This is a genomic window from Mesorhizobium sp. M0174, from assembly GCF_040322275.1.
In the GTDB taxonomy this organism is placed as follows: Bacteria; Pseudomonadota; Alphaproteobacteria; order Rhizobiales; family Rhizobiaceae; genus Mesorhizobium.
This window is the reverse complement of record NZ_JAMYTB010000016.1, coordinates 1-23,409: the sequence shown is the minus strand read 5'-3', so window position 1 is coordinate 23,409 and position 23,409 is coordinate 1. Positions and strand designations below refer to the sequence as shown.

Annotated in this window: 20 protein-coding genes and 2 pseudogenes; 9 read left to right on the top strand and 13 right to left on the bottom strand. The window is 59.8% G+C overall.

All coding sequences use genetic code 11. The features are described from left to right. Positions 1–414, bottom strand: a pseudogene (locus NKJ13_RS23960) (hypothetical protein); the annotation flags it as partial. Between the two features lie 641 nt (positions 415–1,055). Here NKJ13_RS23960 and NKJ13_RS23955 point away from each other — a divergent pair. From NKJ13_RS23955 to NKJ13_RS23945, 3 genes are all read left to right on the top strand, one after another. Next, positions 1,056–2,879: a retron Ec67 family RNA-directed DNA polymerase/endonuclease gene (locus tag NKJ13_RS23955; RefSeq protein ID WP_352778604.1), complete on the top strand. Its 1,824-nt coding sequence runs from the start codon at positions 1,056–1,058 to the stop codon at positions 2,877–2,879. A gap of 136 nt (positions 2,880–3,015) precedes the next feature. Beyond that, positions 3,016–4,836, top strand: a complete 1,821-nt coding sequence (locus NKJ13_RS23950; protein WP_352778601.1) for an SIR2 family protein — start codon at positions 3,016–3,018, stop codon at positions 4,834–4,836. A 41-nt stretch (positions 4,837–4,877) separates the two neighbouring features. Further along, positions 4,878–6,284 (top strand): argonaute/piwi family protein, encoded by a 1,407-nt coding sequence (locus NKJ13_RS23945; protein ID WP_352778599.1) that lies wholly within the window; start codon positions 4,878–4,880, stop codon positions 6,282–6,284. Between the two features lie 155 nt (positions 6,285–6,439). On the opposite strand, the gene NKJ13_RS23940 is transcribed toward NKJ13_RS23945, so the two are convergent. The 3 genes from NKJ13_RS23940 to NKJ13_RS23930 form a co-directional block, all read right to left on the bottom strand. After that, complete coding sequence (locus tag NKJ13_RS23940; protein WP_352778597.1) at positions 6,440–7,837, bottom strand: hypothetical protein; 1,398 nt, start codon at positions 7,835–7,837, stop codon at positions 6,440–6,442. Between the two features lies 1 nt (position 7,838). After that, entirely contained in the window at positions 7,839–9,038 is a 1,200-nt protein-coding gene (locus NKJ13_RS23935) for an MFS transporter (RefSeq protein ID WP_352778595.1), read from the bottom strand. A gap of 104 nt (positions 9,039–9,142) precedes the next feature. Then, positions 9,143–9,934 carry a helix-turn-helix domain-containing protein gene (locus tag NKJ13_RS23930; RefSeq protein ID WP_352778593.1) on the bottom strand — a complete coding sequence of 264 codons (792 nt, stop codon included), beginning with the start codon at positions 9,932–9,934 and terminating at the stop codon, positions 9,143–9,145. 372 nt (positions 9,935–10,306) lie between these two features. Between NKJ13_RS23930 and NKJ13_RS23925 the strand changes: the two genes are divergently transcribed. Both NKJ13_RS23925 and NKJ13_RS23920 read left to right on the top strand, forming a co-directional pair. Beyond that, entirely contained in the window at positions 10,307–11,302 is a 996-nt protein-coding gene (locus NKJ13_RS23925; protein WP_352778591.1) for a class I SAM-dependent methyltransferase, read from the top strand. A gap of 223 nt (positions 11,303–11,525) precedes the next feature. Continuing rightward, entirely contained in the window at positions 11,526–12,425 is a 900-nt protein-coding gene (locus tag NKJ13_RS23920) for a LysR family transcriptional regulator (protein ID WP_352778589.1), read from the top strand. Here NKJ13_RS23920 and NKJ13_RS23915 read toward each other — a convergent pair. Next, positions 12,422–13,669 carry a type II toxin-antitoxin system HipA family toxin gene (locus tag NKJ13_RS23915; RefSeq protein WP_352778587.1) on the bottom strand — a complete coding sequence of 416 codons (1,248 nt, stop codon included), beginning with the start codon at positions 13,667–13,669 and terminating at the stop codon, positions 12,422–12,424. The genes NKJ13_RS23920 and NKJ13_RS23915 overlap by 4 nt on opposite strands. Then, positions 13,662–13,997 (bottom strand): helix-turn-helix domain-containing protein, encoded by a 336-nt coding sequence (locus NKJ13_RS23910; protein ID WP_352778585.1) that lies wholly within the window; start codon positions 13,995–13,997, stop codon positions 13,662–13,664. Before NKJ13_RS23910 ends, NKJ13_RS23915 begins: the two co-directional genes overlap by 8 nt. A 475-nt stretch (positions 13,998–14,472) precedes the next feature. On the opposite strand from NKJ13_RS23910, the gene NKJ13_RS31640 reads away from it, so the two are divergent. Together NKJ13_RS31640 and NKJ13_RS31635 are read left to right on the top strand one after the other, a co-directional pair. Next, entirely contained in the window at positions 14,473–14,649 is a 177-nt protein-coding gene (locus tag NKJ13_RS31640; protein WP_502901941.1) for a hypothetical protein, read from the top strand. 14 nt (positions 14,650–14,663) lie between these two features. Further along, the gene (locus NKJ13_RS31635; protein ID WP_502901940.1) at positions 14,664–15,314 is read left to right on the top strand and encodes a hypothetical protein; all 651 of its coding nucleotides are present in this window, start codon (positions 14,664–14,666) and stop codon (positions 15,312–15,314) included. A 234-nt stretch (positions 15,315–15,548) separates the two neighbouring features. On the opposite strand, the gene NKJ13_RS23900 is transcribed toward NKJ13_RS31635, so the two are convergent. The 7 genes and pseudogenes from NKJ13_RS23900 to NKJ13_RS23870 form a co-directional block, all read right to left on the bottom strand. Beyond that, positions 15,549–16,196, bottom strand: coding sequence for a helix-turn-helix domain-containing protein (locus NKJ13_RS23900; protein WP_352778583.1), 648 nt, complete (start codon positions 16,194–16,196; stop codon positions 15,549–15,551). 380 nt (positions 16,197–16,576) lie between these two features. After that, complete coding sequence (locus tag NKJ13_RS23895; protein WP_352778581.1) at positions 16,577–17,167, bottom strand: NAD(P)H-dependent oxidoreductase; 591 nt, start codon at positions 17,165–17,167, stop codon at positions 16,577–16,579. A gap of 206 nt (positions 17,168–17,373) precedes the next feature. Continuing rightward, positions 17,374–17,973: pseudogene (locus NKJ13_RS23890) on the bottom strand (DUF4010 domain-containing protein); the annotation flags it as partial. Between the two features lie 12 nt (positions 17,974–17,985). Next, the gene (gene trxC / locus NKJ13_RS23885; protein WP_352778580.1) at positions 17,986–18,435 is read right to left on the bottom strand and encodes a thioredoxin TrxC; all 450 of its coding nucleotides are present in this window, start codon (positions 18,433–18,435) and stop codon (positions 17,986–17,988) included. 161 nt (positions 18,436–18,596) lie between these two features. After that, a complete protein-coding gene (locus tag NKJ13_RS23880; RefSeq protein ID WP_352778682.1) occupies positions 18,597–19,043 on the bottom strand; it encodes a pyridoxamine 5'-phosphate oxidase family protein in 447 nt (148 codons plus the stop codon). A gap of 497 nt (positions 19,044–19,540) precedes the next feature. Next, complete coding sequence (gene fixJ, locus NKJ13_RS23875) at positions 19,541–20,155, bottom strand: response regulator FixJ (protein WP_352778578.1); 615 nt, start codon at positions 20,153–20,155, stop codon at positions 19,541–19,543. Beyond that, complete coding sequence (locus NKJ13_RS23870; RefSeq protein ID WP_352778681.1) at positions 20,145–21,632, bottom strand: PAS domain S-box protein; 1,488 nt, start codon at positions 21,630–21,632, stop codon at positions 20,145–20,147. Before NKJ13_RS23870 ends, fixJ begins: the two co-directional genes overlap by 11 nt. A 273-nt stretch (positions 21,633–21,905) precedes the next feature. Here NKJ13_RS23870 and NKJ13_RS23865 point away from each other — a divergent pair, with 273 nt between their 5' ends. Continuing rightward, positions 21,906–22,727 carry a universal stress protein gene (locus tag NKJ13_RS23865; protein WP_352778576.1) on the top strand — a complete coding sequence of 274 codons (822 nt, stop codon included), beginning with the start codon at positions 21,906–21,908 and terminating at the stop codon, positions 22,725–22,727. Between the two features lie 68 nt (positions 22,728–22,795). Then, positions 22,796–23,131, top strand: coding sequence for a DUF6455 family protein (locus tag NKJ13_RS23860; RefSeq protein ID WP_352778573.1), 336 nt, complete (start codon positions 22,796–22,798; stop codon positions 23,129–23,131). Positions 23,132–23,409 lie beyond the last annotated feature (278 nt).

The following is a 23,409-nucleotide window of genomic DNA, read 5'->3' as shown; positions in this document are numbered from 1 at the left end:
TCAGCGCAGGAGTCCGTCATTCTCAAAATCTTCCCAGCCGCGCAAACTGGAGTGCGAGTTCTCATCGGGGCCATAGCCAGCTGAAGCTGCAGTTCCGCGGCCGCTTCTTTGAGCACGTTTCATAGCGGCCTTCCCCGCGGCTCGCCGCCTATTCTCTGCAGCTGTCGCTGCGTCCTGTTCGCGCCAGACCGTAACCAGGTCGCGGTCAAGCACATCCTCCACGTGCTGCGGGTCGAACACGTGAAAGGTGATGTTCCTTGCCCGCCCGCGGAGTTTCACCGTTTTCGTCCCGGCGCTCTGCAAGCGACCATCTTTCAACCAGCGGTGCCGTTCGGCCGTCGAGATCGTCAGAATGTCCTCGATTTCACGGGGGATTACGCGCAGGCCTTCGATATTCTGCAGTGCTTTGGATACGATCCCGAATACCACCTGCACATCATTCTCGGCGCCCTCAGACCTGCATCAGGAGGCCGGACAGATGGCAGCATCCGACATCGTGCCTACCGCCAAAAAAATCGCTTGCGTCCGAAGGGGCGTCCACAGATGCCATTCTGGTCCCCCTCTAAGGCAAAATTTGCCTTGTTAACTTTTTCGACCCCCGTCTCGGGCGCCGCTAGCCTGTTTGTGGTTTTCCGAAAGCAGACGCAAAAGTCAAAGTTTCGGCAACAGAAGTCCACGGCAATTTGGTCGCTAGGCAGACATTGCCTTTGCCCAAGAAGCTGACGCTGAGATGAGCCACACTTGCTGTCGGCTTACCGCCGCATTCCGACTGTTCTCCGAGCTACTAAGAAATAGCGCTTTCGATACTTTAGCCGTGCCTCACAGTCGCGTTCTCGCCGGAGATTCTTAACTACTTGTGGACTGGGGTCGCACCCCCTTGCGTCACCATTTCCGATCTGATCTTTGAACGACGGCTTGCGGATAGATTTTTCTGTGGGGGTTCCTCACAGGTGAAAGCAAGACGGGTCTAGTGCTTCCCGGAGAATGCGACGAGGGCGATACGTTATGGTCCATTATGCTACATCGCATAGGAGTATCCGCAAGCCGCCCCTCCCATGACAATCGTTTCGCTTAAACTGGAGCAGTACAAAAAAGCGGACACTCTGACCGATGTTGCGCGAATTCTCGACCTCAAACCGGCGCACATCTCCTATGCCCTGTATAAACTCAGCGATGCTTCCAAATACGATGAGTTTACCGTCCCCAAAAAATCGGGCGGCGACCGGATCATTCGTGCCCCGCACAAGACCTTGAAGGCTGTTCAAAAGCGTCTTGCTAAGGATTTGCTGCTGATCGAACAGGAGCTAGAGGCGAGCCGGGTCAAGAAACGCAATTGCATTCTCGCCCATGGATTCAAGAAAAAGCTCTCCATCATCACCAACGGCGAAAATCACCGGGATCAGCGATACGTCTTTAACGCCGATCTCAAGGACTTCTTTCCAGCGATCAATTTTGGGCGGGTCTTCGGCTTTTTCACTAAGCACAAGGACTTTGCGCTCAAGCGCAAGGTCGCGGCCGTCCTAACGCAGATTGCATCTTTCGACAACCAGCTGCCCCAAGGGAGCCCGTGCTCGCCTGTCATCTCCAATTTGATCGCCAGCGTCATGGACATTCGCCTTAATGAGCTGGCGAGGCAAAACCACTGCACCTACACACGCTATGCGGACGACATTACGTTCTCGACCAGCGAACAGCTCTTCCCGTCAGCAATCGGACGCCGTGTGAATGGCAGCATCAACCTCTGGGAGGCCGGCCCCAAGCTTGTGAAGACGATAGCTCGGGCTGGATTCGAGCTAAATCACGCCAAAACGCGTATGCAGTACTATTACTCGCGGCAGGATGTGACCGGGGTTGTCGTCAACCAGAAGGTCAACATCGCTTCGGACTATTATGCGACCGTCGCGGCTATGTGCCATCACCTGTTTATGGACGGCTCATGCCACGTGAAGGTCAATGGGACCAAACGGCCTTTCTCGCTTGCCAAGCTCCGTGGACGACTGGCCTTTATCCACCAAGTCCGCGGGCGAGGACCGAAGGTACGTCAGGTTCCCGACGAAAAGGACGAGCAGACCAAGGCGCCTCCACAGAAGGTGTGGGCGAGTTTCAAGCTCTTTGAGCGCTTCCTGAATTATGCCGACCTATACGGCGCTGAACGACCTGTCGTTCTCTGTGAAGGCGTCACGGACAATATCTACATCAAGTCCGCGCTTCACAATCTCGCAGGCAAGTATCCAGCCCTCACCAGTCCAGCGGGCGAACTGAAAATCAAACTCTTCAAATACACCCGTAGCTCGGCCGCTGTTCAGCAGTTGGGCGGAGGCTGCGGCGATCTTACTAAACTGGCAAGGATGTATTCGGCCCGCATTAAGGGCTTCAAGAGTGGCGGCAAACATCCTGTCATCATGGTGGTCGATTCGGACGAAGGCTCGAAAGACCTATTTAAGCACGTACAGCACGTCACGAAAAAGAAGGTCGATGGATCGGACAGTTGGTACTTCTTGGAGTCCAACCTCTACGTGATACCCATTCCGAAGATTGGAGGGGCCGATACCCCCATTGAGAAACTCTTCGAACAAGCCCTGCTGGACAAGCCCTACGAGGGTAAGAAATTCGATATAAAGCTGAAAGAAACGGACGGGGCGACTCACATCTCCAAAAAGACTTTCGCGAGCAAGGTGGTAGCCGTGAACAAGGCCACCATCAACTTCGGCGGATTTGAACCGGTGCTGAACGCTGTTGTCGAGGTGATTGAGGACTATAAGAAGAGGGTCGGATCGGTTATCCCGTCTGCACCGACCGCAGGCAGAACTGGGGCCGTTTCCAGACTGTCCGTTGCTGGGCGCAAAGTAGCAATTAACAGCAATCTAATCGCCGACTGATCTTGGCGGCGGCTGCCAAACTCCTGTCAAATCGAGTAGCATAACTCCCACACCGTCGAAGGAGCACCCAATCAGTTCTGTCCCAACCATGTCCCTCGCTCAGTTCGCGACAGCCTTCGCCCTACGACCGAATACGGTGGCATGGTTTCTCGGCGCCGGCGCGTCGGCGGCATCCGGGATTCCTACCGGCTATGCGATGATCCGTGACTTCAAGGCCCGAATCTTCTGTCGCGAGACAAACCTTTCAAAACGGGAAATCGATACGGCCGACCCCATCTGGATTGAGCGGATCGATAATTTCTTTCGCCGGACGTCGCGGCTGCCGCCGGACGGAGATCCCATGGAATATGCCGCCGCTTTCGAGGCGGTCTATCCCCAGCCTCGCCACCGTCGACAGTATATTGCGGATGCGATCGCTAAGGGTGTGCCATGCTTCGGGCACAAGGTGCTTGCCAGCCTGATGGCGGCGGGCAAGACCGACTGCATCTTCACGACCAATTTTGACCCGCTTGCGGAAGACGCGGCACTCACCGCGAACGCAATCCTGCCGACCGCAGACCAGAGACGGCCCACTGTGGCGGCGATCGATTCTGCCGACCGTGCGACGCGTTGCCTCGACGAATCCGACTGGCCGCTAATCGCGAAACTTCATGGGGACTACCAGTCGATCGCGATCAAGAACACCGGATCAGAGCTGGAGCAGCAGGACGCCCGCATGCGACACGTGCTGGTGGAGGCTGGAAAGCGGTTCGGAATGCTGTTCGTCGGTTACAGCGGGCGCGACACCTCGATCCTAGAGGCGCTGAACGACGTCCTGGCTGCACCCTCTCCGTTCCCGAACGGACTCTATTGGGTTGCCTCATCAGCGAGCCGCCTGCTCCCAGCCGTCACCGAATTTCTGGATCGCGCGCAGACGGCAGGGGTCGACGTTTCGGTTATCGAATGCACGACGTTCGACGAGTTGGTCGCCGAGATTGTCAAGATAACGGATCTGCCGCACGCGCTCTACGATCACGTGATGGAAGGGCGACCTACGCCGCGCCTCGTACCCGTCCAGATTCCGAATGCCAAGGCCCGGGCATTCCCGGTACTGCGCTATTCGGCAATTCTGCTCCAATCGATGCCGACGGCGGCGAGGCGCATCATGCTGACCCGCGCAACCACGTCGGCAGAGGTGCGAGAGATCTTCAAGGCGAAAGGTTATCGAGCGACGGCGGCCGCGTTGGGGAGGGAGTTGGCGGTGTTTGGGCGGGATCAGGAGCTCGTGGACGCCTTGGCTCCGCTCGGCCCATCGCTCGCTGGAACGATCGACCTCGATCCGGCCGCCGATAGCTGGGCCATGGGCTTGCTGTACGACACACTCGTGCGATCTCTGGCCCGACAGCGCCCGCTAATCCCGCGCTACAGGCGTTCAGGTCATTCGCTCGTCGTCGCCACACCGCGCGACGGCGACGATCCTGAGCGAACGCGGCGCCAGCAACAAACCCTATCGCGGTTGCGCGACGCGTACGGCACTAATCTCGTCGGCGCAGTGCCCGGGCTTGGTTTCCCCTTTCGGGAGGGTGTCCACCTCAAACTGGAACAGGTGGACGGCAGGTGGTGGTGTGGCTTCGAGCCCTACACGTTCGTCCAGCTACCCCGTCAGGACACTCCCCAATCGGTTGGCTCCGAGGATTTCTCCGCCAACCAGGCCCCGGCTGAAGTAGGTATACAGGTCGAACTCCGGGGTGATCCCGCCGGAGACTGGCGTCGCGAACGCTGGGCTCCGCGCTTTAACAAGAGCTGGGCCAGCATTATTGGAGCCTGGGCGCAGCTTCTTACCGAAACAGGAGGGACGGCGCGAAGCGCCTTCGGGCTCGAAGACGGCACGGGCATTGATGCCGTGTTCAAGGTGTCACCCATTACAGGGTACAGCCGGCCGTCGCACCACCACACCTACTTCGACAGGAGCAAATGATGGCGAACTCAGCCCTGACCGAGCTGCCGCCATTCACCCTGTTGGACGAGCCGGATCTGTCCTTTTCGCCATCCGAACCCACTCAAGTCGATGTCCACCCGCTGCGGGGACTCGTGAATTATGGGCCATATTCGAAGGGCTCCTTCAGCGGCTATACCTCTCGTGTGCGCATCGCAACAGTCGGCCCGGGGGGTGCTTTCCATCGTCGCGGCGACCTAATGAAGCTTTTGCGCGACGTGCATCGGGCTACCGACCGAACGGAATATGTGCCGGAATATCCAGGTTTCGAGCGCCTGTTCCGCGTGGCTCTTGAGGCCGCGCCCGCAAGCGCGCACATCAAGTGGCCTGAACGCCTAGACCAATTGCCGGGCGACGGCGACGCACAGCATCGCCTCTACCTTGCCATGGATGCCGCGCTCCGCCGCCTCGACGCCGTTCGCAATGAGTTCGAAGTTGTGCTGGTCCACTTTCCCGACAGCTGGGACACGGCGACACGCGGAAAATTCTTTGACGCACACGACGTGCTGAAGGCCTTAGGCGCCAAGTATAATATTCCGACTCAGGTCCTGAACGACCGCGTCTTCACCTTCAGCTACAAGGCATCGCTGGCGTGGCGTCTTTCGACCGCACTGTACGTTAAGGCTGCGGGCACGCCGTGGAAGCTGGCGCCGCTAAAAGGCGTACCGGCCGACACCGCCTACATCGGGTTGGCCTATGCCCTACGCGGCGATCAGCAAGACGCACATTATGTGACGTGCTGTTCGCAGGTCTTCGACATGGACGGCGGCGGCATGCAGTTCGTTGCGTTCGAGGCGCGGGACCCGGTGGCGGACGTCACCGAAGCCCGCAGAAACCCCTTTCTCAGCCGCGACGACATGCGCGCCGTCCTCGCCCGCAGCCTGGAGCTCTATCAAGGCCGCAACGGCGGCAACCTGCCAAGACGCATGGTTATTCATAAGACGACCGCGTTCAAGGAAGGCGAGATCGAAGGCGCATTCGATGCGCTCGCCGGTGTGGCGGAAGTAGAGTGTATCGAGGTCAGTTCGGCATCGTGCTGGCGCGGCGTCTGGCTGATCAAGTCGGGCGCGGAGAAGCCTCCGTCAAAGCCGTCGGGATTTCCCGTGCCGCGCGGGACAATGGTGGTCCGCACGGGCAATTCCGCCTTGGTATGGGTGGCGGGAAATGCTCCCGATGTTTCGACCAAGGGCGACTACTATCAGGGCAAGAAGAGCATTCCCCGGCCACTGCAGCTGATCCGTCATGCCGGGAGTGGGCCGCTTGAACTCATAGCCCACGAGGCGTTGGCCCTTACGAAGATGGATTGGAACAACGACGCGCTCTACGACCCTGTGCCGGTAAGCATTCGCTATTCGCAGAAACTGGCCCGCACGATAGCGAACGTCGCTGACTTGCCGCGAAATGTCTATCCGTATCGCCTGTTCATGTGACCGCGCCGTGATATGCGCCTATCCAGGAACCGGCGCGAGCGTATCGGCCTCGGATGGCTTCTGCTAACCGTCAGAACTCTGGCTTAGCAGCGGGCGACCCAATTTGTGATGAGAATGGGAACGTCGTAAAGTGGTGTGAACAAGCAAGAGTCAATTCAGGCAAAGGCCCATTCCGCATCGGTAGGCGCCACCATTCCTTGCCGTAGCCGCCTGTGAAGTTCCTGCCACGACGGGTCCGTCACGAAGCTGGTCATGCTTCCACATGCCTTGGCAAAGGGAGTATCGCCGAAGCGGTCGAGGAGGCCCCTTGTCACGCCGGTTTCGCCATCCAGGAACTGTTTGAAGGGATCATCATAGCACTCGATGACTCGATGTCCCCAAGCTCCCGGCACGTCGTCGGCTGCCAGAGCCCGCCGAAGATCCTCATCCACGCCTGCGTCCTCAAGCGCCATGCAGATGACGTAGCGCATCAAGGGGTAGTAAAGCGGCTGATAACTGCCTCCCAGCGCTCGCACGCCAGGCAGGATCGACAGAACGAGAAACATCAGCAGAAGATTGGGGATGAGGCTGCGGTCTGCCAGCCGTTCGACAATGTCGGGCACCGTGAAGCGGGCCACCTTCATTCCGGTCGCGGGCTGGACGAGGTCTCCGCCAACCAACCGCAGCGGCAGGCGTTTGCCGTTTTCGTAGAACCAGAAAAAATCGGTACCGCGTGCTAGCCAGCCGCTCCATGGACCGGCGGCCAGCCCATCGAGACCAGTAAGGATGTTGGATGCGATCTTGGGGTGTTCCAGCAGCCTTGTCCGCAGCCAGGAGCCTGCGTCTGAAAGATGGTCCGCCACCAAATCGGCAACATCCTCGTCGTCGATCTGCAGGAAGGCAAAGCTGCTTCCAAACAGTTTCGGCCAGAGCATCAGGTTGGCTGCCTTGATGGCATGCGCCGGCCGCTCGAACGGCGTCCGTGGCAGAAGGCCGCGAAGCTGAGTGAGGGCGTCTCCCGCGTTCGGCTCCGTCGGCATCAGCTCAAACCGGTAGGATCCCGGCCCGGTCAGAAGGCTGTATCCAATCATCCGGCTTCGGCTGAGACCGAAGACGTTCGTCGGCACTCCGTCAACGTTGAACCAGCCTGGCCCTTTGCGCGGCCTCTCAACGAGGCTTACCGTTGAGACGGCATAGGAAACGTAGGTCGAGCAAGCCTGCGCCGAGAGGCCCAGCAGGCTGAAGACATGTGTGTAATAGGCTTCCGGCTCCAGGAGCAGAAACAAATGTGGACCGGTCTGCAACACGCGGCGTTTTTCGAACTCCCGGCAGATTTGTGCGACGGCTTCGATCGACAGTCCGTTCCGCTCTCCAGCGTTCCTGATCGTGCCCAGCAGTTTGGCAAGCGAGCGGCTGCGAACTTCCGGTTCAGACTTCAGAGCTGGCGCCTTGAACACGCGAGACGCATAGTCCCGGACTGGGCGGGAATAATGGGATCGCATCCACGGGTAGAGCGCGGCGAACGCACCGAGCACGGCCTGCTTGGCGTCTGCGTCTGCTGCTAGCTCGTCCACCTCACGATTCACCCTTTCGCTGCGCGATGCCGAGGCTCAATGCGGGAATGCTGATAAGGAGCGCCACTCCGAAACTGAAGAAAATCGTCGAAGGAGAGACATTGCCGCCCAAACCGGTAATGATGCAGAACATCAGCAAGCCCAGCGCGACGGCGAGACCGTGCATGGCGCCTTTTGCCCTGCCCAACACACTATTGGGGACAGACGACTGCAATGTGACCTCAATGCTCACGCGGCCCAGATTGTAGAGACACCCGAGCATGGTGAAGCAAATAAGTGTCCACGGCGCGCGCAGAGCTATCAACGACATCAGCGCGAGCGCGGTTGAGCCCAAAAGCATGAGATGAAGTATAGGAGCACTTATCCCTCGTGTCAGCCTGATGAGAAGAACTGCGCCGATCAGGGAACCTGCCGACCATGCCGTCTCTAGGTGACCAAAATCCGCCGCAGTCCCCCTCTGCTCTTCGAACACGAAGCTCGATGCCATTGCCGTGACGAGCACTGCGCCTCCATAGAGAAGCGCGTAGGCGGCAAAGAGACGACACAGGTCGTTATCGACGTTTGGCGCCAGACCTCTGGTCGCCGTGGCGCGCTGCGGCGCCGAGCTTGGCGGCACGGTGGAGAGCGAGCCCGCCGAAACCAGGAAGAACAAGGCAAGTACGGCGAAAGCCGGGGCAGGGGGATGCCCGTCCAGCAAGGGTCCGGCAAGCAATGCGGCTCCGAGACTGCCGAACTGCATGATGAAAAAGACGGCGGAATTTGTGTTCACAAGATCGGTGCCACGCGCCAGGAGCGGGATCATGGCCTGCGAAGCAGTCAGCGCGATCCGGTCGCAAAATGCAAAGGCGACGGCCGACAGGCAAAGGGTTACAAACACGTCCAGGTAGGAAAGCGCGCAAGCTGTGCCGAGCACGATGGCAAAGCGGCCAAGGTCCGCCGCAATGTTCAGCTGTCGTCGGTCGAAGCGATCCGAAGCCAGGCCCGCCAGAGGGCTCGTGACGAATTCCGCGACACTGACGATCGCCAGCAGTATCGCAACGCCTGCGCTGCCCCGGCCGGCTTCGACGAGTGTCCAGGCGGAAGCGATGTAATAGCCGTTGCGGCCGACAGCAGCCGAGAAGGTACTGGCCAGAAACCCAAGCATCACCCGTGTCTGGGTGCCCGGTCTTTTATCGCTGGCAATTCGAATTGCATCTGACACGGGCGGTCCATCCAATGGCCCCTCGTCATAGCCTTTTCGGGGAATCCCGCTTAACAATCATGCTCGGTTTTTCAGATATTGCTCCAAAGAGCGGAGGTGTTGATTCAAATCCTGCACCGGCGTCGAAAATCGATCGGACTGAGGCCGAAGGCCCGCTTGAAAGCGATCGTGAAATGGCTTGAGCTGCCGAACCCGCATTCCAGCGCGATCTCTGTCGCGGACATGTTGGTCGATCGCAGCATCTCGGCTGAGCGGTCCAGACGACGCTGTGCGATGAACGCATGGGGCGTCATGCCCGTCGACTGCTTGAAGGCCCTGCTGAAATGGAACCGGCTCACCCCGACCTCTTTTGCCAGGGCAGCCAGAGACGGTATTTCGTCGGGCGAGGATTCGATCATCGCGATGGCACGTCTGAGATCGAAGGACGACAAGCCGCCTTTTGCCGGCTCATGATGGCTGCCGTTCAGCCTGACCATTTGAACGAGCAGTTGCATGGCCTGGCTCTCAACCATTGTCACGCTGATCCGGTCGGGCTGCTTAAGTTCGATGACGATCCGCTGCAAAGCCATCTCGACGGTGGTGTCGCGAAATCCGATCGAAGGGGGCAGATCGCCAGAACGATGGCACGCCATGCCCCCCAACGCTTCGTCAGCGAACCCCTTCTCAATGGATACCAGCAAGTAGGCGGCTGTCGGATCTCCCTCGTCCCACCCCGTCCAATCACTGCCTGCAGGCATGTGGATGATTGAACCGGCGCGCCGGGGCGAAAAGGAGATACGACGCCCGTCGATGAAGTCTTCCCCGCGGCTCGCCACGCCTTTCAGGTTCATCAGAAACATATGACCCGGGAAGGAGATGCCCGTTTCCTGGCGCCCCAGACCAGTCCTCTTGATCAAGTCCGCCCGCACGTTTCCCCAACTCTCATGTTGGTGTGCAAACGTTTGATACTGTGAGCGGCGTAACTTTTTTGGGTCGAGGCAAAGAGTATCCACGCAGAGAGCAACCTTTGTACCAAAAGCAGTCCGCCCCTCTCGTGTTGTGCATAACCATGGGTTGCTGGACAAATCACAACTAACTCAGGATTGGTCGAAGATGTCACTTTAGTAAAAAACGGCAATCGCATGAAAGCCGCCCGTATTTTCCCAGCCTACCAGTGCCTCGCCAAGATTCGAACAAGCTTGAAACATTAGGCCTCTCTTAAACTAGTGGCGTTTCCGCATCGAGCTCTTGGCATCTCACCAAAGCAATGGTGCGGGAGGCATATTCCAATGCGCGGTCTCGACGATTTCCTGGCCGAATGCGATCAAGGTCCGCGGATCAATGAGCTTGCTGGCTTTTTTGCTTCAACGGCCGCGGGCAAAAGCGGGATGCCCGTCCGCAAGCCGGTGGCCGACGCCCGGCTTCTCCCTGGCGATGAACTCCTGCGCGATCTGGTAAATCTGCACGCCAATCGGCAAGGCTTCTTTGACCAGCACTATCACGGCAGCATTCCTTACAGATTGGAAGAGGAGTGCCGGATGGCCTACGCGGTGCTGAAATATGCCCGGTCCCGTGGCGCGCCGCTGTCGCTATACAGCCTTGGAACGGCGGAAGGAACGATGGCCAGGACGCTGTCCGAATTCTCCGGCGGGCAGATTGTCTCGCTGTCGTGCAGCCCGAATCCCGAGAACTACAAATCCTTCATGGCCTATGGCGAACCGCCCCATGCCGAGTTCTTCATCGGGCCGTTCCACCGGTTGACCAAGGACGTTCTCGGATCCGACCAGCGGCTGGCAAAGTTCACGCAAGGCTTCGACCTTATCCTGGAGGACACGACCTTTCAGATGTACTCGCCCAACAGACTGAAGCAGGTCGAGTTCGTGACCCAGCACCTCAAGAAGGGTGGCATCTTCGTGTTCGTCGAGAAGTTCCGGGCAGTCGATGAAGGCGATTACCAACGTCGCGAGTACCAGAAGGACTACGGTTTCAAAGCGCGGTACTTCCCCCAGGAGGAGATTGACAGAAAGAAGACCGCCGTATTGGGGACCATGTTCAACAACGAGGCCACTTTGGAGGAGATGGCTCGCGCCGTACGCGCGCAGTTCAAGCATTGCGTCATGACGTGGAACAGCGGCAATTTCTGCAGTCTCGCGGCGAGCAACAGCAAGGAAAATCTCGATCTATACGTGTCACAGATGCCAGGCCCCGCCATTCCGCACGAATACGTCTATGAGGCCGGCATATTCCCGGCTTCGACGATCGTGATGAAAGAGGTCGCGCTCTGACGACGCAACGCGATGCCCATTGCCGCAAGGCTTCGATGCAATCACCGGTGCCTGTCGCTTCGCCCTGCCTTCGAGTTGCTGCGCTGCCGGACGAGGCTGTTGATCTGCAGAGCGCGACCTCTTGCGGTGAACAGATCCGATCGCCTCGTAGTGAGGCAGGCCTCATCCGCGAAAATATCCACGAAGTTCAAGCGCCATGACGCGGAACGGGAACGCCATCCAGTTGCTGACATACGCCTTTGCGGCGATGGATCATGGCAGCCTGCGTCAGGCGGCGAGAGTCCTGAGGGTGCAGGAATCCTCGGTCAGTCGCAACGTCGTCAAGCTCGAACAGCTTCTGGAAATGCAGCTCTTCGAACGCAATGTGCGCGGCGTTCGTTTGACCGAGACCGGCCGAACCTGGATCGAAATTGTGCGCGCTCACTACGAGGGGCTGCTGGAAGCCTTCGCTGAGCGGGTCCGCGATAACAACGATGCCAAGACGCTCCGGATTGGATTGTGCTGGGTGAAAGGAGGTAAGTTCCTTAAGCGCCTCATCGATCGTTTCGGAGACAAGTACCCGGACGTCAGCCTGACCATTGAAGATGTCCCATCCGGGCAATGTCTGGCAGCCATTCGCCGCAGGCACTTCGACATCGTATTCACGCACGATATTGGCTCGGCTGGATTCTGCAGCAGCGAAGTGTTTTGGCAAGAACGTCTCTTCGTGCTCCTGCCGTCGTCTCATGGTCTTGCCGAGAAGCCCTTCCTCACCTGGGCTGACCTTGCCGATATGTGCCTGCTCGTTCCGGTCGGGTTGGACGGACCGCCGTTGGATCTGCGCTTGCTCGAACGCATCACGGCCGACGGCGGCCCGGCCGTTCAAACATGCCGCGCCAACCAGGCTACCGTCATCTTTCAGGTGCAGCTGGGGCAAGGCGTCACTTTGGCCGAGGCGAGCTATGCCAGGACCGCTGCCATCGATTCCGCCCTGTGGAAACCGCTTGGCGGGAAAAACAGCGTCAGCCCGATCAGGGGCGTTTGGCTCGAATCGAATCCAAAGCGGGCTGTCCTGCGCCTGGTCGGGCTCGCCAGGAACATGGCTGCAGCAAGTCGAAGGCCGGAACGCGCGGCACGCGCCTAGAGCGCCAGAGCCCTTTTGAGATCGGCATGCTCGAAAGCGCTCGCCATCCGGTTGATCTCCGCCGGTCGCGCCCCCACGGCCTTGGCAACATCGCGCCAGGTCGACGTCACCACGGCGACCTCCTTGATGATCGTTCGCGCCTGCGGGAGCGTCAGCGCGAAGAACCCGGCGGCGGTCTCCAGAAGATCAAGCGAACACGTGCCTTCATCAAGGTCGATGTTGGTCGTCAGAACCCGCGGCTTGAGATCCGTCGGGACCGGATTGAGATCGTAGGCAGGCGATAGCGACCATCCTGCCTTTCCCAGCCAAAGGAAGCCGTGATTGCGCAGGTGATCGTCGACGTTGGAAATCAGCACGTTGAAGGCGACACGGCGATAGAGGGCACGCGCGTCGGTCTTTCCTTGCGCGCCATGTTGGGTGAGCACATCGACGATCTCAGGGTAGCTGCCGCGCTCGCCGTCCCGGGCACCCATCATCGCCATGGCGGACAGGAATGGAACGCGGATCGCGGCTTTACGGTCGAAACGCGTCGAGAGCATCACAGGCTTGCCGGCAACTTCGATCAGTTCGTGTCGTGGCGTGGCGATGCCTGCCTGGCCAGCCAGGCGTAACGCGATCTCCTCCCAGGTCTCAATGCTGTAGTCGTCCGTCTCTTTTGGAAACTTGGCGATCGCGAGGTGGCCATGTTGGTCAATAACCGAGGCCTTCGGCCGCGCTCCGCCTAGGGAAGAACCTGGTGCGAAGATCATTTGCAGATCTTCGTCGGTCTCCTCATCGCGTAGAATTCGCTCGGTGATTTGCAGCAGCCGGCCGAGTTCGATGAGGGCAGGGACCCCGTCACGGATCGGCGCCAGGTATAGCTCGGTGCCGACCAACCGGAAGCGGAGCGCGCCAAGTCGTGTCTGATCCGCCACGCCGAGAAGATAATCGCTCTCGGTGAGAGAGCGAACGGCACGTTTCTCACGTTCAGCGAGACGCCGCTCGGCGCGCTGCATGAGGCGTCGCCCCCAGGTATCAGGCGCCGAGTCGCCGATTGAGCCAAACGTAGCCAGCCCGGCAGGCGGAGCAAAGGCGCCACGGGTGAGAGCCAGAGCCGGCTCCAGGGAAAACCGGTCCGGGTCGTCGAGCCATGCAGCGTCATACTCGAAGAGGATCGTTTCCGCACCGCGGACCCGATTGCTTCTCGCCAGGCCGACAGGGCGGGTGTGGCCGCCAAGATCGATATGGACCTCAAAGTCAGCCATCGCGAGACGTCCTGGCCGGCCGCCTGAGGTGCGTGTGCCTTGGTAGATCGGCGCTCGCCAGCGTCTGACCGACAGTGTCGTTGGCGATATCAGCGATCTGGCTCAGGCCATCGAGCAGGCCGAGCGCCTGAAGAACGCCGGCATATATGCCGATGCTGACATTCGTGTCGCCAGCTTCGACCCGTTGCAATGTCGAGCGCGAGGTGAAGGCCCGCTCGGCCACCACCGCCATTGGAAGCCGCCGCCGCCGCCGCGCGTCATGGATATCCGCTCCCAGCTTGCGCAGGGCGCGTCTGACGGCGGCTGGCGGGTTGTGGGGAGTGGGCATTTTGATACCTTCGCGCTACAAATTACGTCAATATGTAGCACGAAGACTACAATTTTTCCAATCAGGTTCAAAAACAACTTACCAGTGCGCAATCTGCTTGCGGGCGGCGGGAGCAATTCCAGCACGTGCGCGGTGATTGTGCGCTCGCTTGAATTCCGTTCTGGCCAAATACAGGGCGGTGTTCGTGTGATCGCGTCGGGCAGCAACTGACGAGAGATATCCGCGGGGCATCGGCGCGCTTATCATCCATTGGAAAGACATTTGCGGTGGATCAAAGCCGGACTCGTCGTCGTGACGCCAAAGATGGCAAGCGGAGAAGCGATCCGTGCCACCGCGCCGCAAGCCGCGCGGCGAAGGGGCCCAACTCGCATGCCAATGGCGGCCTGCTGGGTCGGTCCCTTGATCTGCCCGCGCTGCACGACCATGCAGTTGCAGTCGAACCGCCAGGCTCGGTCAAGGCCGAGTCGACGCGGTGATGGGCAAGTTCTTCTGGGATGGAGCTGAACGAGGCCGCGAAGAACTGCATCGTCGGTCCGCACGAGACGGCCTCGAACCGGCTTCAGGACGACTGCGCCTGCTGGAGCCGCTGGCGCCCATCCATCAAAGGATCAATGTCGAGATCGTCGCTCTGGCCGCCGACCTCCTGCCGTGAGTGCTTCCGGTCGGATGCTTCGACACGGGATTCCATTCGGCCCGACCGCGGCTCGCCAAGATCTATGGCCTCCCACGCGCGCTGACCAAGGCGGGCATGTTTACTATGGTTTTCACGGCCTTTCCTACAGCCACATCGCTTCGAAGCTGCGCAAGCGTTGCGGCCCGGCCGCCGGCGGCCGGGCGATCCTCGCCCATCTCGGCAGCGGTGCCAGCCTGTGCGCCATGGACGCTGGACGAAGCGTCGCCACGACGATGGGGTTTTCGACGCTTGATGGCCTCGTCATGAGCACTCGCTGCGGCGCCTCGGAATGCGCGCGCGCCAATGGCAGCGGCAGCTTCAGGCTTGCAATCGCGGCGAGGCCCGTTGCTGCGGCAGCGGCAGGCGCCGAGCATCTGAGATACGATGTGCTGATCGACCCGGTGCTGCCCGCGCGGTCGTTTTCATCGGCGGTGGCGTCATCACCTTCGAACTGGGCCACGTCTACGCGCGCGCCGGCGATCCTCCAAGCGCTGCCGCACTGCCGGGAACATTCGATGCCGCTGCCGTCATCCAAATCCTCAGCCAGAGAACGCATTTGCGTTCATAGCCGCACCCTGGCCTGGGTAGAAGGATCGACAAGATCGACGGACGCTGCCGCCGGGCGAAAAAATCATCAGCGCTGATCCAGGTGGTCGGCTCACTTCTGATGGTTGGTGCCCAATGCTCGATGTAAAGATCCAATTCGTCGGGCTCAAAGACAACCATCCAGTTTCCGCGGTGGTCCCCGCAAGTCGGTATGTCAGTGTGCTCGAACTGAAATCCCGTCCCTGTGTATTATGGCTGACCCTTCCGCAACCGTTTGGGCTTGAAGCGGCAACGCTTACGGTCTGCCACGCGCGGCAAGTGACCAAGTAGCCTCACTCGCTCATCGCATGAAGCGCGTCGTGCTTGATGATCTCGATGCTGCGCAGATTGAGCAGGCGGATGATGCCGTTGTCCTTCAGCCGGGTGAAAACTCGCGACACGGTCTCGATGGTGAGGCCGAGATAATCGCCGATATCCATGCGCGACATCGGCAGTTCGATCTGCCGCAACCCGCCCTGCCGCTCCCCCATGTCGACCAGGAACGCGGCGACGCGTTCGATGGCATTTTGGCGGCCGAGGACCAAGAGATGTTCCTGCGCTCTCGTCAGGCCCTTGAGAGCCAGCGGGAGCAGCTGGCGGGAGATATCCGCACCAGTGGCAAAGCGGAAGACGCGGACACCCGTGGCGTTGATGGCTTCGGCGAAGAAATGATGGGTGGTGTCGGCTTCGAAACCGAATGTCTCTCCGGCCAGATGGAAGGCGCTTATCTGCCTGCGACCGTCTGCAAGCAGGCGGTAAACTCGCACGGCGCCAAACTCGACCTGATAGAAGGCGCCGGCCTTTTCACCTTGCGCATAAATTTCCGAACCGGAGGGAAAGAAGCTGACCGGCTTTAGCGGCGTCGGATCGAATGCTGTAGTCAGGCTCGACTGTACGGGGTGCGACGGCAGTGAAATTCTGGAGGTCGATGGGGCGTGCATGGCTGTTTCCCGGTTGATCCGTAACACAGCAATCGCGCGAATTCGCAGGCCGCGAAATTCGGTTATGTCCCTACGGGAAACTACGTATCACTGGAGAGGTGATGCTGCGGCTGGGGAAAGGCTTAGTTGATAGTGTCTCGTCCGACGCGGCCTCGATGGTTCCAGCACGCGAATTGGGGTGAGCGGAGGTGAGACAGTATCATCGTGGGCGCTCCACCGAGGTCACCGTCAGGTAGGTGCCCGGCCGATACCTTGTTTGGCCCCCAACAAAAACTGCTCCGAGCTGCCGCGGCCGGACAACGCCCGGTGAAGTCGCGCGGCTTGAGCGATCTGCACTCATTGCCTGGACGACCACGGCCGACTTTGCCGTGCCTGATTGGCTAAAGGGCTAGCCCACCGAGCTTGCGCATTTGTTTGATCCACTTTGTCCGCGTTGTATCGCTGGCGCCCGCGACCATGCCGAACAACGTCTCGCGTACCGGGCTAATGCCGGCAAAATAAAGGATGCTGCGCCGCATGGCGGCAATGCCGTGGCCGAGGAACCAGAGCCGGTAAACAACGGAAGGCATGCCCATCGTGACCACGACGCGAGCGGAGCGGCCGCGGAGCAGTTTCCTGGGCAAGCCGCCACCCTTGTCAGGGTAGGTAAAGGCAGTTCCCGGCCGCATCACCTGTTCCAGAAAAGCCTTGAGCAGAGCCGGCACGGTCCCGAGCCACAGCGGAAACACAAATACAATGTGCTCCGCCCAGACTATCGCTTCAGCGGCGTCCTTTAGGCTGTCGGGAATCGCGCCGTGCTCGAACTCCTCCACCGTCCGAAGCATTGGAAAATCGAGTGCCGCGAGGTCGACCCGGCGGACGACATGCCCCGCCAGTTCCGCACCCTCGGCATAGGCCTTGGCGAGACTACGGCAGAGCCGGTGCGGCGATGGATCGGGATGGCCGACAACAATCAAGATGCGCCGCGGCATGAGTTACCTCCGAGGTGGCTTGGCAGCAACCGGACGTGCCGGAATTTCGGGGTGAGACGCTTCAAGCTGATCATGGCGTACTCCTTCGCGGAGTTTCATAAAGCGGCTGTCCGTTTTGGCCCTTGATCGGCATCAAAGAGGCTAGTTCTCGGCGCTATCCGAAGGTCGAGGGCAACAACATCGTGCCGTGCCGGCGATTGCGGCGACGAGCCTAAGGAGAGCGCCGCGGCAATTGCGGGAATGCCAACCGAAGCGATCAAGCTTGGCTCGACGATCAGAACCACGGCGCAGACGCCTAGCAAAGAAACCATTGCGGCCAGCGACGCCGCGCCAACGAGCGGCAGAGGATTGCCTCCCAACACGGCGTTGCGGGCCAGCGTCAGGGTTACGGCGGTGGAAGAGACGATCGCGCCGGCGGGCGAGCTGACAAGCAGGCCGCGGGTGGTCCACAGGGCGCGAAAGGGCGACATAGCCAGCGAACGATATCGACGCCATCAGAACCGTGAGGAACCAGACTTCCCATGGGTTGAAGCCACCCTTAGGATCAGCGCGGAACGAAGCTCGATCCAGGTCAGCCGCTTCAGGAGGGCGTGCAGGATTTCGCGACTAGCAAGGATGGCCGCGCGTGCTGCTCCTCTCTGCCGAAGCGGCGCGGTAATCGCCAGCGACGGACAATGCACCGAGCGTGAATACGCAAAGGGCTGCTACTACCGATCGGGCGCGTCCCATTCCCGCCAGCCGCGCTCCAGTCCGATGAGCAAGCCTATGGTCAGTGCAAGTCCGAGCCGGGCGATGAGCGGATCCACGATTTGAGGACTTCAGGCGCCGGCCATCGGCAGGTGGTCGCGGATCCACCTGACGATCTGCCCCGCCGTCATTGCGCCGGATGTGCGCGCAACCTCATGTCCGCCGTAGAACAGGATCATGGTCGGGATGCCGCGAATGCCGAGCCTGGCTGAAACGGCCTGCTCATTGTCGGAGTTGAGCTTGATCAGCCGAACATGCGGTTCCAGTTCGTTTGCTGCCGCTTCATATGCGGGCGCCATCATCTTGCAGGGGCCGCACCATGGCGCCCAGACATCCACGACAACGGGAAGGCTGCCTCGCTTGAGCTGACGATCGAAGGTTCGTGCGTCGACGTCCTCGGGGTGACCTGAGAACAGCTTTTTCCCGCACTTTCCGCATTTTGCGTTTTTAGCGTCGCGCGCTGGCGGCAGTCGATTGATCCCGCCGCATTTGCTGCAAACCACCAGAGTTTCCTGCGCCATCGCCCTTCACCACTGGTATCATTTCTACGTGCGCAGAGAATGCCTATCCCCAAGCTGGCCAGCACTTCCATCTTTTTTGCGCGATGGACGATTAGCATGAAAACGGATTGCCGGCACAATCCGCAGCGGCTGTGCCCGCAGTGTTCGGACGGGAAAGCACGCTATTCCTTTGCTTCCCGACCCGACGCCTCCTTGACAATGATCCTGAAGAAAACATGCGGAGTGCTGTCCGAAACAGGAGGCGTAACCGGCTTCAGAGCGCCAGGCTCCCACCAGTCGACGTGTTTGCTCAACACCGACCACGCATGGTCGCGCTGAACCTTGTAGCCGATCCGGTCAGGCAGTTCTTCATAGACACCATCGACAACCACGCTTCTCCATGCCCGCCCTTGGCCGCGTTCGTCGACCTGGACGGACACCAGCGGATTGGCACGCATCCAGTCGACCTTTTTGCCCGGCATGGAAAATGCATAAAGGTGATTGTCGGCGTGGGCATAGTAGAATGGCACGACGTAGGGCTGTCCATCCTTGGCGCATGCCAAGTGACCGACCCGATTGGCCGTCAGCAATTTTGTACATTCCAAAGCAGAAAGCGTGCGGATCAGCAACGGCGCGATCTCCTGTTTTTCGTGACTGCACGGCGGCGTCGGTGCTACACCGACTCTGATATCCGGCATCGCGGATCGTAAACCTGTCGCGAGAGAGGTCATTGATCACGATCAAGGAAGTCGGTCGGCCGACAGACGAATCGACAACCATGGCTGGGCTCGCCGGTGACTCGCATGGCCGCTCATATCAGTTATCAGCGTTCATGCCGGAGCGGGGATTCGGAAAATGATCCAGATCAAGGCGAGGCCTGCTGCTCCCACCCATCATAGAGGATGATGTGGAAGCCTATCTCAAGCGCTCCGTTCGATCGTGAACTCGAACTGGCCGTCCTCGACGAGGACGGCGAACATGCGCTTATCTTTCCTTGCATAAAGGAGCGAGAAGGCTGGAAGAACGCCGCCACCCGCGTACGCATCGACGTTCACCCGACCCACTGGCGAGACTGGGTGCGGGATAGCGTTCCGCTAAACGACGGGACGTCACTCCGTGACGCGCTTTAAGGTTTGGATTCCACAACCAACGCCATGCGCACGAGATGCGACAGACTGCTCGCGGCCATCTTGCTCATGACATTGGCGCGATGGATCTCGACTGTGCGCGGGCTGATGCCAAGATCGTAGGCAATCGTCTTGTTCGGCAGGCCGGACACAAGGCCGTCCAGCACTTGTCGCTCTCGCTCCGACAGGGCCGCCAGACGATCGCGGATTTCCACGCTTTGTGGGTGTGTTGCCTCCGCCCGATTACGATTGTCCAATGCGGAGCGGATCGCTTCGATCAAGACCTCGTCATCAAACGGCTTTTCGATGAAGTCGGCGGCACCTTCCTTCATCGCCTGAACAGCGAGCGCCACATCGGCATGACCCGTCATAACGATGACCGGAAGCGTATGCCCGCGGGTCCGGAGTTGTCGCAGGAACTCGATGCCGTCAATGCCCGGCATGCGCACGTCCGTCACAATGCAGCCGTCGAGATGGCTCGTCGCGTTAGCCAGAAGGGCTGTCGCCGATTCATACAGGCGCACGGCGAAATCAGCCGTCGCCAGGAGAAAACCAAGCGATTTGCGAACGTCCACGTCATCGTCGACCACGTGCACAAGACGGTTACCGGCCATTGGCGACCTCTTCTCTCTCCACGATGCGCAAGGTGAACCGGAACGCAGTTCCTCCAGTCGGCATTGCCTCGGCCCAGATGTGGCCACCATGCGACTCGACAATGGTACGGCAAATTGAGAGGCCGACGCCCATGCCCTGTTTTTTGGTGGTGACAAATGGCTGGAAAAGCTGGGCGGAGACTTCCGGCGCGAGACCAATACCTGTGTCGATCACGCTTACCTCTGCCATGCCGTCGTCGCGGGCCACGGTTATGACTTGCAACTCACGGCGTGGCACGCCTTGCATGGCCTCTATCGCGTTGCGCATCAGATTGAGCAGAACCTGCTGAATCTGGATGCGGTCGGTCAAGACCAGTTCGGCGGCGGGATCGAGTTTGTAGGTAACGCGGACATCAATTTCTCTTGCACCGACCAGGGCCAGGGACGAGGCTTCCTCGATCAGTGTGGGAAGGCGTTCGACCTGACGCTCGCTCTCGCCTCTTGCGACGAAGTCCCGAAGATGGCGAATGACGTCTCCGGCCCTCAAGGCCTGTTCCGCTGCCTTTTCCACGGCCTCCCTCAACATCGGCGCGTTCTCTTCTGTGCTTTTTGCGAGAAGCCGGCGGCTGCCTTTGAGGTAGTTCGTGATTGCCGTGAGGGGTTGATTGATCTCATGCGCCAGTGTCGAAGCCATTTCGCCCAGCGCGGTAAACCGCGCCATGTGGAGAAGCTCCTGCTGCTGCTCCTGTATTCTCGCTTCCGCTCTGTAGCGTTCGGTCAAGTCCCGGCAGAAGCCGGTAAAGAAGCGGCCGGTCCCAGGATGCATTTCACCGACGGCAAGTTCCATCGGAAAGGTTGAGCCATCCTTACGCATTCCAGTGACGATGCGGCCGAGCCCGATGATGCGGCGCTCACCGGTCGATAGATAGCGGTGCAGATAAGCGTCATGCTCTTCGCGGTAGGGCGACGGCATCAGCAGATTGACGTTCTGACCGATGACTTCGCTCGACTGGTAACCAAACAGCGTTTCAGCAGCCGTGCTGAAGGATTGAATAAGGCCTTGTTCATCGATGACGACCATTGCATCGGGCACCGTGGCCAGGATCGAACGCAAATGGTCTTCGCGCAACCGGAGGGCGGCGTTCGCAAAGGAAAGCTCGCTTACATCGGTGCCTTCGACGAAAATAGCCGTGACGCGACCGTCGTCGGCCTTGATGGGCTGATATACGAAATCGAGGATGCGCTCTTCGACCGGCTCGTCATGGCTGTTGCGAAGGGCGACCTTCACGCCCTGACCTCTGTAGGGTTCGCCCGTTTCGTACACCTGGTCCAGCAGTTCGTAGAAACCCTGGCCTTCAAGCTCGGGCAGGGCCTCGCGTACCGACTTTCCTATCACTTGCCTTTGGCCGATCAGGCGCTGATAGGCGGCATTGGTCAACTCAAAGACATGACCCGGCTCACGCATCAATGTCATGAAACCGGGGGCTTGCTCGAACATCTGGGCCAGCCGGTCGTGTTCGGCCGTGGTCTGCCCCTGGCCGCGAACGTCGGTCGACAAGTCACGTGTTTGTCTGTCGTCCAAATCAAGTCCTTTGATCGGGGACCCGCAACGCAGTCTAGTTATCATTCATCGCGCTTTCTGCACACGCAAAACCATGATGCCAAATAGTCGCGATCAAGCCGGTTGGTCATGCACTTTGACGCGTATCGAGGCGCCGCAGGCCAATGCACCTCATGCTGCATCCAGCTGCTCCAGCGAAAGGCGCCTCCAGTGTCCTACAAATCAATTGCCGTGAACCTCGCCATCGATGCACCTCCTGCGGCCATGGTGAGCCTCGGGGTTGAACTTGCTGAAAGCTTCGGCGCTCACCTTATCGGCCTCGCGGCTGCGGATGTCCCGCCTCTGGTCGCGACTGGCGACGGTATGGTCTACGAAGGCGAGATCATGCAGATCCAGCGAACGGAAATCGAAAGACGGCTGGCCGAACTGCGCGCCGACTTCGAGAGGCTGGTTCCTACCTCGATCTCAAGCGAATGGGGGCAAGCCGTCAGCAGCCCGGCGCGCTTCCTCAGCGTTTCGGCCCGCGCGGCCGACCTCATCGTGACCGGCGGCGACAGCGGCGACAAAGGAGAAGATGTCTATCGCGCCGCTGATATCGGTAGCCTTGTGCTCGGCACAGGCCGGCCAGTACTCGCCGCTGCAAGCCATATCGAACATGTTATGGCAAAAACCGTGCTGGTCGCCTGGAAGGACACCAGGGAGGCGCGACGGGCGCTGACCGACGCATTGCCCTTCCTGGCCAAAGCCAACGACGTCGTCATCGCCACAATCGACAGCGAGCGCGACGACGGCATTCGCGACAGCCTCGCAGATGTCGCAGTCTTTCTTGAGCATCACGGCATCATGGCGCGGACCGAGTTCATCCGTGGTGACGCTGACGGTGAGCATCTGTTGGCATTTGCGCGCTCAATCAACGCCGACCTGATCGTTTCCGGCGCATATGGCCACAGCCGCCTGCGCGAATGGGCGTTCGGTGGGGTCACGCGCACGCTGATCGAAGAGAGCAGCATCAACCGCTTCATGTCGTATTGACCCCCAGCCGCATCGCAAGTCCGCCAGTTGCGGCATTCACGCGAGGATCGTCGTCCGCAGATAGCCCGTTGACCAAGATCAATGCAGCGGTCGCCGAGATGACAATGATATTGCGGGAAACGGGAGTGACCGACATGACTTTTCTCGACTACCTGATCTCAGTTGACGCCAGGACCGCCTTGATGAGCCGCATGATGCGGAAGGTGGGCGTCGATAAACAATTGAAGATCGTTCCAGACAATGTAGCCATCACCAATCGGGCGGTGGACCGCTGCCGCGCCTGCGGGCACCAGGACGAATGCTCGACCTGGCTCGACGAGCAGCAGCAAGCCGACGATCCGCCAGACTATTGCCGCAATCGCGACCTGATCGCGCGGCTGCAGCATGCGGCCGGTCAGCGATAGGAGCGTCCCCGGCCAAACGGCAGTTTGCGTCACTAACGGCGTGCTGCCGCCTCATGACGGTAAACCAAGACGAGACGCATAAGAGATTGTCATTCACGGCGCCTCGGCCAGCGATGCGCCCAGCATCACGTCTTCATCCCTCATCCGCGCCCTGATCTTCATCAGTTTCAACGGGTAGAGCGTCGGACATTCAGGTTGAATCGCGAAGGATTCCGCTAACGTCGGGTTTGTGATTCACTTCCTTAAGGAGGTGATTTGCCATGCCCAAGCCCTATTCG

Excerpts from the sequence above, each read along its gene's own strand:
- NKJ13_RS23955 (WP_352778604.1), top strand. The coding sequence starts at position 1,056 with ATGACAATCGTTTCGCTTAAACTGGAGCAGTACAAAAAAGCGGACACT.
- NKJ13_RS23925 (WP_352778591.1), top strand. The coding sequence starts at position 10,307 with ATGCGCGGTCTCGACGATTTCCTGGCCGAATGCGATCAAGGTCCGCGG.
- NKJ13_RS23915 (WP_352778587.1), bottom strand. The coding sequence starts at position 13,669 with ATGGCTGACTTTGAGGTCCATATCGATCTTGGCGGCCACACCCGCCCT.
- NKJ13_RS23910 (WP_352778585.1), bottom strand. The coding sequence starts at position 13,997 with ATGCCCACTCCCCACAACCCGCCAGCCGCCGTCAGACGCGCCCTGCGC.
- NKJ13_RS31640 (WP_502901941.1), top strand. The coding sequence starts at position 14,473 with ATGGGCAAGTTCTTCTGGGATGGAGCTGAACGAGGCCGCGAAGAACTG.
- NKJ13_RS31635 (WP_502901940.1), top strand. The coding sequence starts at position 14,664 with ATGCTTCGACACGGGATTCCATTCGGCCCGACCGCGGCTCGCCAAGAT.
- NKJ13_RS23900 (WP_352778583.1), bottom strand. The coding sequence starts at position 16,196 with ATGCACGCCCCATCGACCTCCAGAATTTCACTGCCGTCGCACCCCGTA.
- NKJ13_RS23895 (WP_352778581.1), bottom strand. The coding sequence starts at position 17,167 with ATGCCGCGGCGCATCTTGATTGTTGTCGGCCATCCCGATCCATCGCCG.
- trxC (WP_352778580.1), bottom strand. The coding sequence starts at position 18,435 with ATGGCGCAGGAAACTCTGGTGGTTTGCAGCAAATGCGGCGGGATCAAT.
- fixJ (WP_352778578.1), bottom strand. The coding sequence starts at position 20,155 with ATGGCCGGTAACCGTCTTGTGCACGTGGTCGACGATGACGTGGACGTT.
- NKJ13_RS23870 (WP_352778681.1), bottom strand. The coding sequence starts at position 21,632 with ATGTTCGAGCAAGCCCCCGGTTTCATGACATTGATGCGTGAGCCGGGT.